Here is a 14,245-nt window from a genome sequence, read left to right as displayed (position 1 = left end):
GAATGCAAAATTAGTTTTTAAATATGCGCTAGACAAAGGTGTTATGTATTAAAAATCGATAGAATTATTAGTATTTCTTATCCCGAGAGACTCATCAAATATTTTTTTGGGGTTGTCCCAAATTTCTTTTTAAATGATGATATAAAATGACTGGCAGTACTATAACCTACTTTCAATCCTACCTCATTTACGTTATGTGCCCCGGTTGCCAGCAATTGCCTGGCAACTTCCATTTTATAATCGAAAAGAAAACTAAATACCGAATCTCCGTAGATTTGTTTGAACCCTTCTTTCAATTTATTGATCGGGAGGTTAATTTCGTCTGCCAATTCATGTAAAGTAGGAGGTTCCGCCATACGGGAAATGATTATTTCTTTAGCTTTTTTAACCTTAAGCACATTCTCTTCATCCGCTAAAAAGGGGCACTGTTCAATATCTGCTTCTTTTGGTTGATTAAAATATAAGCTCAACAACTCATATGCTTTCCCCTTAAAATATATGGGTTTTACAGAAGGATGCAGGTTATAATTCATGATTTGGTTTAAGACAATTGCCATCGAAGGCTGTATTGTTGCATCTTTATAATACTTTCGATCTTTGTTCTCATCGCTTAAAAAAGTAATGTAGTTTGCTTCGTTTGAAAATAGACCGTGAAACTTTTCAATCGGTAATAATACCGAAAGAACCCATGAATCCGGCCCTACAGCTAAATTTAATGGTAAATCCCGTTGTGGGTTGTACAATAACAATGAATTGTTTTCCTGAAGAGGTAATTTGTAATTTCCATCATTAAAATTAAAGTTTGCCGAACCTTTTATACAAAAGTGAAACTGAATGAAATGACTTCCCACTTCACGCTTAAAAAGTTGATAATCATCTGTTTCGTTATTAAATCTTAATATGAAAAAGCCTTTTTCAATAGATACTTCCTCATAAAAGCTTTCAGCGATATTTTTATTGACAAACATGGTCTCGAATTATTTCTTTATTTAGAATTAATCTAAACAAAGTGAGTTGAAATTTGCTTTCACATAGCGAAATTAGGGCATTTATATGACAAATGTCATATTTTAATAAAAATTAACAGCAGCCGATATAATTGATGCTGCTAGCGTTATTTTTTAAAATATATTGCATATACATTTGCAACGTTAGGTATGAAAATTAACGGAAAACAACCAATTTCGAAATCTCCGGATGGAAATTTTTACGCCATTGGCCTCAACTACAAAAAGGCCGATGCCGAAATTCGTGGGCATTTTAGTATTTCTGAAGAAGCACAAGCTAATATTTTAGAGCAGGCTAAAGAGGAAGGTATTCCGTCCTTAAGCCTAATCTCTACTTGTAATCGTACTGAATTATACGGCGTTGCACAGCATCCTTTTCAGTTAATTAAATTACTCTGTGAGCATACGAACGGAAGTATTGAAGAATTTGAAAAAGTATCATATATCCATAAAAATAAAGCTGCCGTTTCACATCTTTTTAAAGTAGGAACCGGCTTGGATAGTCAAATTTTAGGTGATTTCGAGATTATAAGTCAGTTGCGAAGTAGCTTCAGACATTCCAAAAGAGTAGAATTATTGAATCCATTTATGGAACGGTTGGCTAACGCTGTCATTCAGGCTAGTAAAAGGATCAAAAACGAAACCGAAATATCTTCCGGGGCCACTTCTGTAAGTTTTGCAGCCGTTCAATATATTTTAGCGCGGGTTCCATATGTATCGGACAAAAATATTTTACTTTTTGGTACGGGGAAAATAGGTAGAAATACTTGTGAAAACCTCATAAAGCATACTAAAAATAAGCATATTACACTTATTAACCGAACAAAGGATAAAGCCGAAAAAATTGCAGGAAAATTCAATTTGGTTGTAAAGGATTATACAGATATCCAGAGTGAGATCGCGCAAAGTGATATCTTAATTGTCGCAACAGGAGCTCAAAATCCCACAATTTCAAAAGAATTATTATTTCTGAAAAAACCATTGCTCATTTTAGATCTTTCCATTCCAAAAAACGTATCTGAAAATGTAAAGGAAAATGAACTGGTTACACTGGTACATCTTGACAACCTCTCCACTGTTACAGACAAAACCATAGAAAATCGCACCTCACAAATACCAAAAGCAAAAGGTATTATCAATGAAATTGAAACCGAATTTAATACTTGGGCCGAAAACCGAAAGTTTGCGCCTACCATTAAAGCGTTAAAAACAAAATTAGCCGAAATTAAGGCTGGTGAAATCGATTTTCAACGCAAAAAGATCTCTAACTTCAATGAACAACAAGCGGAGATTATAAGCAATCGCATTATACAAAAAATAACAACACATTTTGCCAATCATCTAAAGGATGATACTGTTTCAACTCCCGAAAGCATTGAACTGATCAAACACGTTTTTCAACTTTCAAATCAAGAAGCGTGAGTAAGATAATTCGTATTGGCACAAGAGATAGCCAGTTAGCTTTATGGCAAGCGAATACAGTAAAAGAAAAGTTAGAAAAGCTAGGCTACAAAACTACATTGGTCCCGGTAAAATCAACTGGTGATTTAGTTCTGGACAAACCTTTATATCAAATGGGAATCACGGGTATCTTTACAAAGACGCTCGATGTTGCCATGCTTAAAGGAAGTATAGATATTGCAGTGCATAGTATGAAAGATGTCCCAACCTTATTACCAGACGGAATCGTACAAACTGCTGTACTGGAAAGAGCTTCTTCTAAAGACATTCTGGTAACAAAAAATGCTGATTTTACAGCCTCTTGTACTATAGCCACCGGAAGCCTACGCCGTAAAGCACAATGGTTATATCACTATCCTCATCATCAAGTGGTTGACCTACGCGGAAATGTAAATACCAGGTTGCAAAAACTGTCAGAGAATAATTGGCAGGGAGCAATTTTTGCAAAAGCCGGTTTAGAGCGCATTAATGTGTTGCCTGTAAACCATATAACACTGGATTGGATGATTCCTGCACCGGCACAGGGCGCAATGGTAGTAGTTGCTTTAGAGGAAGATGCATTTTGTAAAGAAGCAACTTCTAAACTGAATGATCGTAATTCTGAGATATGTACTTATATAGAACGCGTCTTTTTACGTACACTGGAAGGTGGTTGTACAGCACCTATAGGTGCTTTCGCTAAAATTATTGATGACAGATTGTATTTTAAAGGTGCTTTGTTCTCAATAGATGGAAAAACCAAGTTAGAAGTCGAAGAAGAAATCCTTACCTCTAAGCATAATGGATTTGGAGAACATTGTGCTAATAAAATACTTGAAAACGGCGGAAGAGAATTAATGAAACAGATCAAAGATGAACTCTAAAATTTCGTCAACGGTCCTCTCTACAAAGCTACTTTCACCTCCTCAAAAGGAGTTGTTGTTAAACGGCAATATTGCATTTGTAGAATACGATGCTATCACCATCGAGTTTTTGAGCTTTAAATGGCCCAAAAATGCTAAAAGCGTTATTTTTTCAAGTAAAAATGCTATAAAATCATTAAAAAAGACAGATTTTGCCTCAATTTTAGGGACAATTGAAAATTGCTTTTGTGTAGGTGCTTTAACAAAAGCTTTTTTAGAGAAAAATGGTCAAAAAGTAACAAAAATGGCTAAAAATGCTTCAGAATTAGCAGATTTTTTAAAAAAAAGCTACAAAAATGATACATTTTACTTTTTTTGTGGCAGCATGCGAAGAGATGAAATACCTTCGGTTTCAAAAAATTCAAACAATACTGTTTTTGAGGTAAAAACATATAAAACTAAACTTAAACCAATCAAGTTTGATCGAAAATTCGACGGCATTCTTTTTTTTAGTCCTAGTGGCGTACAAAGTTTTACCTCGGAAAATAATATTGGTAATATTCCTGTTTTTTGCATTGGCAACACTACCGCTTCCGAAGCAAAAAAACATACAAAAAAAGTGATCATTGCAAATACAACTTCTGTAGAGAGTGTAATTGCTAAAGCTGTGAAAACTCTAAAAAATGACAAAAATTAAAAACGATCTTTTCCTTCGTGCCCTTCGGGGCGAAATCGTGAACCGCCCTCCTGTATGGATGATGCGGCAAGCCGGACGCTACCTCCCCGAATTTATGGAGATCAAAGAAAAATACGATTTCTTTACGCGTTGCCAGACCCCCGAACTCGCAAGTGAAATTACCGTACAACCTATACGAAGATACGGAATGGATGCGGCTATATTGTTTAGTGATATCCTGGTAATTCCACAGGCTATGAATATTCATGTGGAAATGAAACCCGGAATTGGTCCCTGGTTACCTCAACCAATTCGATCCCGAAAAGACCTTGAAAGGGTGATCGTCCCGGATATTAACGATTCGCTAGGCTATGTGATGGAGGCCATAAAAATGACGAAAGAAAAATTAAAAAATGAAATTCCATTGATTGGCTTTGCAGGAAGTCCTTGGACCATATTGTGCTACTGTGTACAAGGGCAAGGCAGCAAAAATTTCGATAAAGCCAAAGAGTTTTGTTTTACCCAGCCTTTAGCTGCGCATGAGTTACTTCAGAAAATAACAGATACAACAATCCTCTATTTAAAAGAAAAAGTAAAGGCAGGTGTAAATGCCGTTCAGGTTTTTGATAGTTGGGGAGGAATGTTGTCTCCTGAAGATTATCAGGAATTTAGCTGGCAGTATATTCAGCAAATTATAGACGCTCTTAAAGATGAAACACACGTAATAGCTTTTGGTAAAGGATGTTGGTTTGCTTTAGATACCATGTCAAAAAGTGGTGCGTCTGCATTAGGAGTAGATTGGACATGTTCGGCAAGAAATGCACGTTATTTAACCGGTGGAAATATCACATTACAGGGAAATTTTGATCCTACGAGATTATTTAGCCCTCCTTCAGAAATAAAAAGGATGGTAAGACAAATGATCAATGATTTTGGAAAAGACCGATATATTGTAAATTTAGGTCACGGGATATTACCAAATATTCCTCTGGAAAATGCAGGAGCATTTATTGAAGCCGTTAAGGAATATAAAGCATAAGTGTGAATATTTGGGCGAGGATAAAGCAAATGAGTCTGAGGCAACTTTTTCAATTGTCTCTCTTATTTATAAGCAAACCTTTATTGATCTTACCCACACTAAGAGCAACAAAACATACTATGAATATTTGTGATTCTTTGTATGGTATGGCACACCACAAGAGCAATAAAGCAAATGCTTTTCGTCATGCTCTATGGAATTTTATGATTTGTCAAAAAACGATGAAAATTGTAAAAAATGAAACAAAAACGATCATTTGGGCTCAAAAAGTGACTGATTTGTATGAAAAAGTGACAAAAAATGAGATTTTGGATGAAATAATGGATTTACACAATAATGCAATTGGCAGGAATGTATTTTTGCTCAAAAAAGAGCGAAATGAAATCGAAATCGTTGATTTTTTACAAGAAATGTTAAAAAACGCTAAAAAAATCACCAAAATCAATGAAATTCCGGCTGCTGAGAATCAACTAGTTTATATTTTAGAGTAATGCTAAAAAATATATTAAAAGGCATACAAGCTTACGGAGGTACTTTCAAACTAATTTCACAATTAGGTTTGTGGAAGTATTTTGGGATTCCAATGCTTATTAGTTTTTTAACTGCGATAATTATTGGTATTGCTGCCTGGGGGTTTTCTGATACTATTGGTAGCTTTATTGCTAAAATCTGGTTCTGGGAATGGGGTGCGGAAACATTCAAAGTCATTAGCAATTTTATTGGTGCTCTACTGGTAATAGCTGTAGGTCTTATTTTGTACAAACATATTGTCATGGCATTGAGTGCTCCTTTTATGAGTCCTGTTTCAGAAAAGATCGAAGCACATCTAACAGGTATAAATCATAAGCATAGAAATACCACAAATGCTGCACAGCTATGGCGCGGGATTAGAATTAATGTTCGAAATCTAATGATGGAACTATTATTGACGATCCCAATCCTGATCATTGGTTTTATTCCGATAATAGGTTTTATTTCTTCAGTTCTATTATTTCTGGTACAATCCTTCTATGCCGGCTTTGGAAACATGGATTATACTCTCGAACGACATTTTGAAGTAAAAGAAAGTGTACAATTTGTAAAAAACAATCGCGGTATTGCCATAGGAAATGGGATGGTGTTTATGTTGATGTTGCTAATTCCAGTGATCGGGATCATACTGGTATTACCGCTTTCGGTAACTGCAGCAAGTACAGAAACTATTAGGGTCTTAAAGAATTCTGAACTGATAACTGCTTCGGAAAAAGTTAAAAATATTAATTAAAAGATTTCCGTTTTCGGGAAAGAACATGAAAGATAAATTTGTAACCTATATACGTACACTTCAAAACACTATTTGTAGTGCTCTGGAAGAAACCGATGGTAAAGCTACATTCAAAGAGGAGCTTTGGAAACGACCGGAAGGGGGTGGTGGACGAACTCGTGTGATTGAGAACGGAGCTGTTTTTGAAAAAGGAGGTGTAAACATAAGTGAAGTCCATGGAAAGTTACCTGAATCCATGCAACAATATTTTGGGGTACAAAATGCCGATTTCTTTGCCTGCGGATTAAGTTTGGTATTACACCCCAAGAATCCTTTTGTTCCTACAGTTCATGCTAATTGGCGCTATTTTGAAATGTACAATCCCGATGGTGAAATCGTTACGCAATGGTTTGGTGGCGGGCAGGATCTTACACCTTATTATTTGTTTGAAGAAGATGCAATACATTTTCATCAAGTATGTAAAACTGCCTGTGATGCACATAATCCGGAATTTTATCCACAATATAAAGAGCGTTGTGACAATTACTTTTACAATTCGCACCGTAATGAAGCAAGGGGTATTGGCGGATTATTCTTCGATTATCTTAAAGAAACCGAAGAAATGTCAATGCAGGACTGGTATAATTTTGTAACCACTGTGGGGAATAGTTTTTTAGACGCTTATCTCCCTATTGTTAAAAAAAGAAATAATATTTCTTATTCTGAAAATCACTGCGACTGGCAGCAGATTCGACGTGGGCGCTACGTAGAATTTAACCTCGTACATGACAAAGGAACGCTTTTCGGCTTAAAGACCAATGGCCGTATTGAAAGTATATTAATGAGTTTACCTCCTGTAGTGCAATGGAGATATGATCATCACCCGGAACCAGAAAGTGAAGAAGAAAAATTACTCAAAGTATTACAACAACCTAAAGACTGGCTTTAAAATATAAAACTATGTATCCACTAAGAAGAAACCGAAGATTACGAACTTCCGAAGCTATTAGAAGTCTGGTTCGGGAAACTATTGTCACTCCTAATGATTTTCTTGTTCCGTTATTTGTTGTAGAAGGTAAAGGTGTAAAAGAAGAGATTCCTTCTATGCCAAACTATTATCGTTATAGTTTGGACCTGCTTTCCGGAGAAGTGAAAGAATTATGGTCGCTTAGATTAAAATCTGTACTGTTATTTGTAAAGGTTCCTGACAATCTAAAAGACAATACCGGTAAGGAAGCCTTAAATCCTGAAGGTTTAATGCAGCGCGCTATTAGAACAGTTAAGAATGCAGTACCGGAAATGTTGGTAATGACCGATGTTGCTCTCGATCCTTACTCAAGCTATGGCCATGACGGGATTGTTTCAGAAGGAAAAATAATCAATGATGCCACCAATGCCGTTTTAGCTGAAATGTCCTTATCTCATGCCAAAACGGGTGCTGATTTTGTTGCACCCAGCGACATGATGGACGGCCGTATTCTTGAAATTAGATCGCTCCTTGAAGATGAAGGTTTTCACGATACGGGAATTATGAGTTACAGTGCAAAATATGCCTCGGCATTTTATGGCCCCTTCCGTGATGCTTTGGATTCTGCCCCCGGATTTGGTGATAAAAAAACATATCAAATGGACTTTGCCAATCGGGATGAAGCCATTAAAGAAACGCTTATGGATGTTGAAGAAGGCGCTGATATTGTAATGGTAAAACCAGGCTTATGTTATTTGGATATTGTGCGGGATGTCCGCAATGCAGTAGATGTACCGGTAGCAGTATATCAAGTAAGCGGTGAATATGCAATGTTAAAAGCTGCTGCAGAAAAAGGCTGGTTGGACCACGATGCTGTAATGCTTGAGCAAATTACGGCCATTAAAAGAGCTGGTGCTCATATTATCGCCAGTTATTTTGCTAAGGATGTGGTGAAATTAATTTCGTAATTTTCAGGCTATGAAAAACCTACCCTTATACTTTTTATTTTTTTGTCTTACAACTATGATGGCACAACAATCCTCTGTTAAAACTGCTTTTTTGGAAAAATGGGAAAACTCTAAGAATTACCTGCTGGCTTTTGCTGAAGCTATGCCTGAAGAGAATTACAACTTCAAACCTACTGAACGGCAAATGAGTTTTAAAGAGCAACTCATTCATATAAAAGGCAATATGGATTGGTTAAGTACCAGTTATTTTACTGAAACCGAATTCAAAAGAACAAAAACCGAACTTCCTGCCACTAAAGCTGAAACTATTGCAATAATTACCGCGGCATTCGATGCTACTTCAAAAATCATTAAAAATACTCCCGAAACACAATTTACCGAAACGGTTGCGTTTTTTAGCGGTCCCAAAAGTAAATTACAAATATTGAATCTGTTACAGGACCATGTTACCCACCATCGCGGACAACTAGTAGTATATCTTAACCTTAACAATGTTGAGCTACCTAAATATGTTGGGTGGTAAAGACAATCCATTAAGAATATAGTGAAGATTATAACAATGGGAAGGTTATAAATCTTTATTTTAGTAAAAACTTTTACTGAAAGAATGACTTTACTAATTGTCTACGCACTAATATCTATCTTTTTTTCTTTCCTATGCTCTATTTTGGAAGCTGCCTTATTGAGTTTTACTCCTACCTATATAGAAATGAAAACTCAGGAAGGAAAAAAATACGCTCAAACCTTAGCCAATTACAAGAAAGATATCGACAAACCCTTAATAGCCATTCTCACACTAAATACCATTGCACATACGGTAGGTGCCATATTGGTAGGGGTGCAGGCCGAAAAGCTTCCTTATAAAGTAGAGGTTTTGGGCTTAAACATTGTAGGAGTCGTTTCAGCAATTATGACTTTATTGATATTGATAGTTTCTGAGATCATTCCCAAGACAATAGGGGCCACCTATTGGAAAAGTTTAGGTTCGTTTACTGCATTGTTCCTTCAGATCATCATTTTCCCATTAAAATACACCGGTATCTTATGGTTATTACTCCTAACAACAAAACTCATTGGTAAATCTGCCCATGTTAGTACAATGAGCAGAGAGGAGTTTTTAGCAATTACAGATGCTGCAGAGCAAGAAGGGGTGTTTGAAGAAAACGAAAGTGCTGTAATAAAGAACCTTCTTATTTTCAAATCGGTTACAGCAAAAAACGTAATGACTCCTTTTTCGGTTGTGACCAGTGAAGATGAAGCCATAACCCTCTCCGAATTCTACGAAAAGAATAAGAACTTACGTTTTTCACGTATTCCTGTCTTCAAAGAGAAAAGCCACAATATAACAGGGTTTGTTTTAAAAGATGATCTATTAGAAGAAATTGTAGAAGAACATGGTAATAAGCCTTTAAGTGATATTAAACGAGAAATGACAATGGTTCAGGACGATACTCCTATTCCTACACTATTCGATACGTTTATAAATCAAAGGGCGCATATTGCTTTGGTAGTTGATGAATATGGAAATACCACAGGAATTGTAACAATGGAAGATATTATTGAGACCTTATTGGGCCTGGAAATTATGGATGAAAGTGATGCCATCGAAGACATGCAGGCACAGGCTCGAAAAAATTGGGAGCGTAGGGCCATGCGTATGGGAATTGAGCTACAGAATACAAATGAAGAAAAAAATGAGGAATGAAAAAGGCGTATCTAAATAGTCCCATAGGAATATTAGAATTGCAAGGTGATGCTTCAGGATTAGTGTCTGTACTATTCGTGGAAAATATTTCAGTAGATGAAACTTTTAACATTCCTTCTGAGCTAAAAGACGCTGCCTCTCAGCTCACTGAGTATTTTGAAGGACAACGTAACCATTTTGAACTTCCTCTATCGCCTCAAGGAACCGATTTTCAGAAAAGAGTATGGAAGCAATTGCAAACAATTCCGTATGGAAAAACAACCTCATATCAACAAATAGCCAATAGTTTGGGAGATCCAAAAGTAATACGTGCTGCTGCTTCGGCAAATGGTAAGAATCCTCTATCTATTATTATTCCATGTCACAGAGTGATAGGAAGTGATGGTTCACTAACAGGCTATGCCGGAGGGTTGCATCGCAAAAAATGGCTACTGGAACATGAAAGCCCGGTAAAGCAACAGTCTTTGTTTTAAAATTCTCCTATGAAAAGATTCCTCAAATGGTTCATTGGTACTATTGTGGCTGTAGTTGTTTTGCTTTATATAACAGATCATGATTACATATTAAGAGGAACTCGAATTGTATATTTTACCGGACACACTACTGCATTTATTCATGACCATACCTATTTTGAAAATGAAACCTTACCAGCCAGCACAAAACCTCAACCTTGGGCCATTGCCAAGGATTACAATAGCGTGAAAGTTACCAAAAGGCTTTTAGATATTAATAATGAGCTGGGGACAATTGCCTTTTTAATTATTAAAAATGATAGCATTTGGTTTGAGGATTATGCAGAAAATTACGGAACAGCTTCACAAACCAATTCATTTTCAATTGCCAAGAGTATTACCTCGGCATTATTAGGAAAAGCCATTAAGGATGGCCATATCAAAAACCTATCACAACCTGTAAGTGATTTCTATCCACAATTTGAAGGTAGTGGGATGACCGTAGGTGACCTGTCTTCTATGGCTTCGGGGTTGGATTGGGACGAATCCTATAAAAATCCATTTGCTATTACCGCCCGTGCTTACTATGATGATGACTTGGCAGAAACTATTCTTGGATTACGGGTGGCAGAAACACCGGGGGAATCTTTTAAATACTTAAGTGGTAATACACAATTGCTGGGAATCGTTATTGAGAAAGCAATTCAGGTTAAAAGCATAGATCTTAAAGATTATCTTTCTATTAGTTTTTGGGAACCTATGGGATTTGAGCAACCAGCACTTTGGCAAATTGATGATGATGAAAACCGCCTTGTGAAAGCATATTGCTGTATTGCAAGTAATGCCAGAGATTTTGCCCGTTTCGGAAAACTATACAAAGACTTTGGAAAATGGGATGGAAAGCAACTTTTGGATTCTTCTTTTGTAGCAAGGTCCATTGTTCCCAGATTTGAAAAAAGCACCGAATATGGCTACGGTTTTTGGTTAAGCAATCATCTTGATAAAAAGATCTTTGTAATGCGTGGTATATTAGGGCAATATGTGATCACAATTCCGGAAGATGACTTAATTATTGTTCGTTTGGGTCACAATCGCGGTAAAAAAACTGAAAACCCGTTTAGTCACGATTTTTATGTGTATATAGAAGAGGTTTATGCCATGCTTCACAATAATTCATAAAAAAATTGTAGTTTTATTTACACTCCCCAATTATATTTCAAGCTATGCTTAAAAGAATAAATTTGGAACATATCCTGTTTCTGGATATTGAAACTGTTCCACAGCACCCGGATTTTAACAATTTAGACGATACTACAAAAACATTGTGGGAATTGAAGACCCAGTACCAGCGTAAAGAAGAATTCTCTCCTGAAGAATTTTATGATCGCGCCGGAATATGGGCAGAATTTGGTAAAATTATTTGTATTTCTGTAGGATATTTTAAAATGAAAGGAGAAACCCGAAGTTTTCGAGTGACAAGTTTTCATGGAGATGAAATTACTATTCTCAAAGAGTTCAAGGGGCTTTTGGAAACACATTTCAATAAAGCTCAGCATCTTTTATGTGCGCACAATGGAAAGGAGTTTGACTTTCCATACATTGCCAGAAGAATGATTATCCAAGGGATCGATATCCCTTTCAAATTAAATCTTTTTGGGAAAAAACCATGGGAAGTTCCACATCTCGATACGATGGAACTATGGAAATTTGGTGATTATAAAACCTTTACTTCACTAAAATTAATGGCACATGTTTTTGGTATTCCTTCTCCCAAAGATGACATTGACGGTAGTCAGGTGAAACATGTTTTTTATGAGGAAAATGATATTGACAGAATCATTGAGTATTGTGAAAAGGATACTGTTACAGTAGCCCAGATACTATTAAAGCTTCGGAATGAACCTCTTTTAACTGAAGGCGAGATACTTTCAGTATAAAATCATTGAAAACTCTATCTTTGAATACATGTCCAAAAAAACTATTCTAGATGTTAATGAGCTTTCCATTTCTTTTGGAAATAAGAAGAGCCTTGTCGAAGTAATTCATAGTATTTCCTTCAAAATTTTCGAAAATGAAATCGTGGGAATTGTGGGCGAATCCGGTTCGGGGAAATCTGTTACGGCTATGGCAGTGATGAATTTGCTTCCCAAAAAAAAGGCCCTTATTACGGGTGACATCCTTTTTGGTGGAAAAAACCTGTTGGCTGAAAACCCGAAAACCCTTCGGCCCTTTATAGGAAAAGAAATCGCGATGATCTTTCAAGAACCCATGAGTGCCTTAAACCCTTCCTTAACATGTGGTTTTCAAGTTTCTGAAATCCTTCAGCATCATTTAAAAATGACATCTTCTGAAGCCAAAAAAGAAACGGTCTCTTTATTTGAAAAAGTAAAACTCCCTCGTCCTAATGATATTTTCAATAGCTATCCGCATCAAATTAGCGGAGGACAAATGCAAAGGGTCATGATTGCAATGGCCATTGCCTGTAAGCCCAAGTTATTGATAGCAGATGAGCCTACTACCGCATTAGATGTTACCGTCCAAAAAGAAATCATACAATTACTCAAAGAGATTCAAAAAGAAACTAAAATGAGTTTACTGTTTATCTCTCATGACCTGGGATTAGTTTCTGAAATTGCAGACAGCGTTATAGTGATGTATAAAGGGGATATTGTAGAAACAGGAAGTGTCTACCAGATCTTTAAAACGCCCAAACACAGTTATACAAAAGCATTATTGGCATCACGGCCAACCTTAGGAGTTCGTTTAGAAAAACTCCCAACTATTGCTTCTCTTACAGATAACAGTTTTGTCTCCAAAGAAATTACCTCACAACAACGGGCACTAAGGCATAAGAAAATCTATACCAAAGCTCCTTTATTGGAAGTCTGTAATTTGGAAAAAGAATATTTTAGTAAAGCCGGCCTGTTCCAACCTAAAAAAGTTGTAACAGCAGTAAATGATGTTAGTTTTAAGGTTTTTGAAGGTGAAACATTAGGTTTGGTAGGTGAATCCGGCTGTGGAAAATCAACACTGGGAAAAGCTATTTTACTATTGGATAAAGCAACTGCCGGAAGCATAAAATATCGTGGTAAAGAGTTATTAAGGCTTTCCTCCAATGAAATCAGAAAACTTCGAAAAGAAATTCAGTTGATCTTTCAGGATCCATACTCTTCTTTAAATCCAAGACTAATTATTGGAGAAGCATTGGTAGAGCCTATGCAGGTTCATGGTATAGGAAAAACAAAAAAGCAACGAAAAGAAAAAGCATTACAGCTATTGGATCGTGTGGGATTGGACGAAAACTACTATTACCGCTATCCGCATGAACTTTCCGGAGGACAGCGGCAACGGGTAGGAATTGCCCGTACTATTGCGATAGAGCCTAAATTGATTATTTGTGACGAGTCTGTTTCGGCTCTGGACATTTCAGTACAAGCACAGGTACTTAATTTATTGAATGAATTAAAAAAAGATTTTGGGTTTACTTATATTTTTATTTCTCATGACCTTGCAGTAGTTAAATATATGTCTGACCAATTGTTGGTCATGAATACCGGAAAAATAGAAGAAATAGGTGATGCAGATGAGATATATGCCAACCCAACAAAAGAATACACTAAGAAATTGATCGAGGCAATTCCAAAAGGGATATAAAAAAAGTCCCGTTCTAACCTCACAAAGAACGGGACTGACTATTTGAATCATGAAAGATTCGGGGTAATGTACTCTCAGTATTTTTCTGCTGAAAAATTTGGGGGCATTACATCAGCAAAAACACTTTTTTAGCTACATACAATACATTTTTCAACAAACGCATTGTATTTTTTATAGAACTTATAACGCTTTTCATAGTAGGTTAAGTTAGCGGTTAAATTTGGGATTGCT

General features: G+C 36.3%; 15 protein-coding genes. 14 read left to right on the top strand and 1 reads right to left on the bottom strand.

Going from position 1 to position 14,245, the window contains the following annotated elements; all coding sequences use genetic code 11:
• Positions 1-77: 77 nt before the first annotated feature.
• Positions 78-968 (bottom strand): AraC family transcriptional regulator, encoded by an 891-nt coding sequence (locus tag ACY2RT_RS06650; protein ID WP_490155117.1) that lies wholly within the window; start codon positions 966-968, stop codon positions 78-80.
• A gap of 189 nt (positions 969-1,157) precedes the next feature.
• On the opposite strand from ACY2RT_RS06650, the gene hemA reads away from it, so the two are divergent.
• From hemA to ACY2RT_RS06580, 14 genes are all read left to right on the top strand, one after another.
• A complete protein-coding gene (hemA, locus tag ACY2RT_RS06645) occupies positions 1,158-2,429 on the top strand; it encodes a glutamyl-tRNA reductase (protein WP_490155116.1) in 1,272 nt (423 codons plus the stop codon).
• On the top strand, positions 2,426-3,331 hold the full coding sequence (gene hemC, locus ACY2RT_RS06640; protein WP_490155115.1) for a hydroxymethylbilane synthase: 906 nt from the start codon (positions 2,426-2,428) through the stop codon (positions 3,329-3,331). The genes hemA and hemC overlap by 4 nt, the downstream gene beginning before the upstream one ends.
• Positions 3,321-4,007: a uroporphyrinogen-III synthase gene (locus ACY2RT_RS06635; RefSeq protein ID WP_490155114.1), complete on the top strand. Its 687-nt coding sequence runs from the start codon at positions 3,321-3,323 to the stop codon at positions 4,005-4,007. Before hemC ends, ACY2RT_RS06635 begins: the two co-directional genes overlap by 11 nt.
• On the top strand, positions 3,994-5,025 hold the full coding sequence (gene hemE / locus ACY2RT_RS06630; RefSeq protein ID WP_490155113.1) for a uroporphyrinogen decarboxylase: 1,032 nt from the start codon (positions 3,994-3,996) through the stop codon (positions 5,023-5,025). The genes ACY2RT_RS06635 and hemE overlap by 14 nt, the downstream gene beginning before the upstream one ends.
• A gap of 29 nt (positions 5,026-5,054) precedes the next feature.
• Positions 5,055-5,516, top strand: coding sequence for a DUF6973 domain-containing protein (locus ACY2RT_RS06625; RefSeq protein WP_490155112.1), 462 nt, complete (start codon positions 5,055-5,057; stop codon positions 5,514-5,516).
• Positions 5,516-6,289: an EI24 domain-containing protein gene (locus ACY2RT_RS06620; RefSeq protein WP_490155111.1), complete on the top strand. Its 774-nt coding sequence runs from the start codon at positions 5,516-5,518 to the stop codon at positions 6,287-6,289. The genes ACY2RT_RS06625 and ACY2RT_RS06620 overlap by 1 nt, the downstream gene beginning before the upstream one ends.
• Before the next feature lie 25 nt (positions 6,290-6,314).
• The gene (gene hemF, locus ACY2RT_RS06615; RefSeq protein ID WP_490155110.1) at positions 6,315-7,217 is read left to right on the top strand and encodes an oxygen-dependent coproporphyrinogen oxidase; all 903 of its coding nucleotides are present in this window, start codon (positions 6,315-6,317) and stop codon (positions 7,215-7,217) included.
• A gap of 11 nt (positions 7,218-7,228) precedes the next feature.
• A complete protein-coding gene (gene hemB, locus ACY2RT_RS06610) occupies positions 7,229-8,203 on the top strand; it encodes a porphobilinogen synthase (RefSeq protein ID WP_490155109.1) in 975 nt (324 codons plus the stop codon).
• Positions 8,204-8,213: 10 nt separating this feature from the next.
• Complete coding sequence (locus ACY2RT_RS06605) at positions 8,214-8,726, top strand: DinB family protein (protein ID WP_490155108.1); 513 nt, start codon at positions 8,214-8,216, stop codon at positions 8,724-8,726.
• Positions 8,727-8,810: 84 nt separating this feature from the next.
• Positions 8,811-9,908, top strand: a complete 1,098-nt coding sequence (locus tag ACY2RT_RS06600; RefSeq protein WP_490155107.1) for a CNNM domain-containing protein — start codon at positions 8,811-8,813, stop codon at positions 9,906-9,908.
• A complete protein-coding gene (locus ACY2RT_RS06595) occupies positions 9,905-10,381 on the top strand; it encodes a methylated-DNA--[protein]-cysteine S-methyltransferase (RefSeq protein ID WP_490155106.1) in 477 nt (158 codons plus the stop codon). The genes ACY2RT_RS06600 and ACY2RT_RS06595 overlap by 4 nt, the downstream gene beginning before the upstream one ends.
• Positions 10,382-10,390: 9 nt before the next feature.
• Positions 10,391-11,539, top strand: a complete 1,149-nt coding sequence (locus tag ACY2RT_RS06590; RefSeq protein WP_490155105.1) for a serine hydrolase domain-containing protein — start codon at positions 10,391-10,393, stop codon at positions 11,537-11,539.
• A gap of 44 nt (positions 11,540-11,583) precedes the next feature.
• Entirely contained in the window at positions 11,584-12,297 is a 714-nt protein-coding gene (locus ACY2RT_RS06585; protein WP_490155104.1) for a 3'-5' exonuclease, read from the top strand.
• 28 nt (positions 12,298-12,325) lie between these two features.
• Positions 12,326-14,014 (top strand): ABC transporter ATP-binding protein, encoded by a 1,689-nt coding sequence (locus ACY2RT_RS06580; RefSeq protein ID WP_490155103.1) that lies wholly within the window; start codon positions 12,326-12,328, stop codon positions 14,012-14,014.
• Positions 14,015-14,245 lie beyond the last annotated feature (231 nt).

It is taken from the genome of Ulvibacter sp. 2210JD10-4 (genome assembly GCF_058148525.1).
This window is presented reverse-complemented; position numbering and strand designations above follow the sequence as displayed.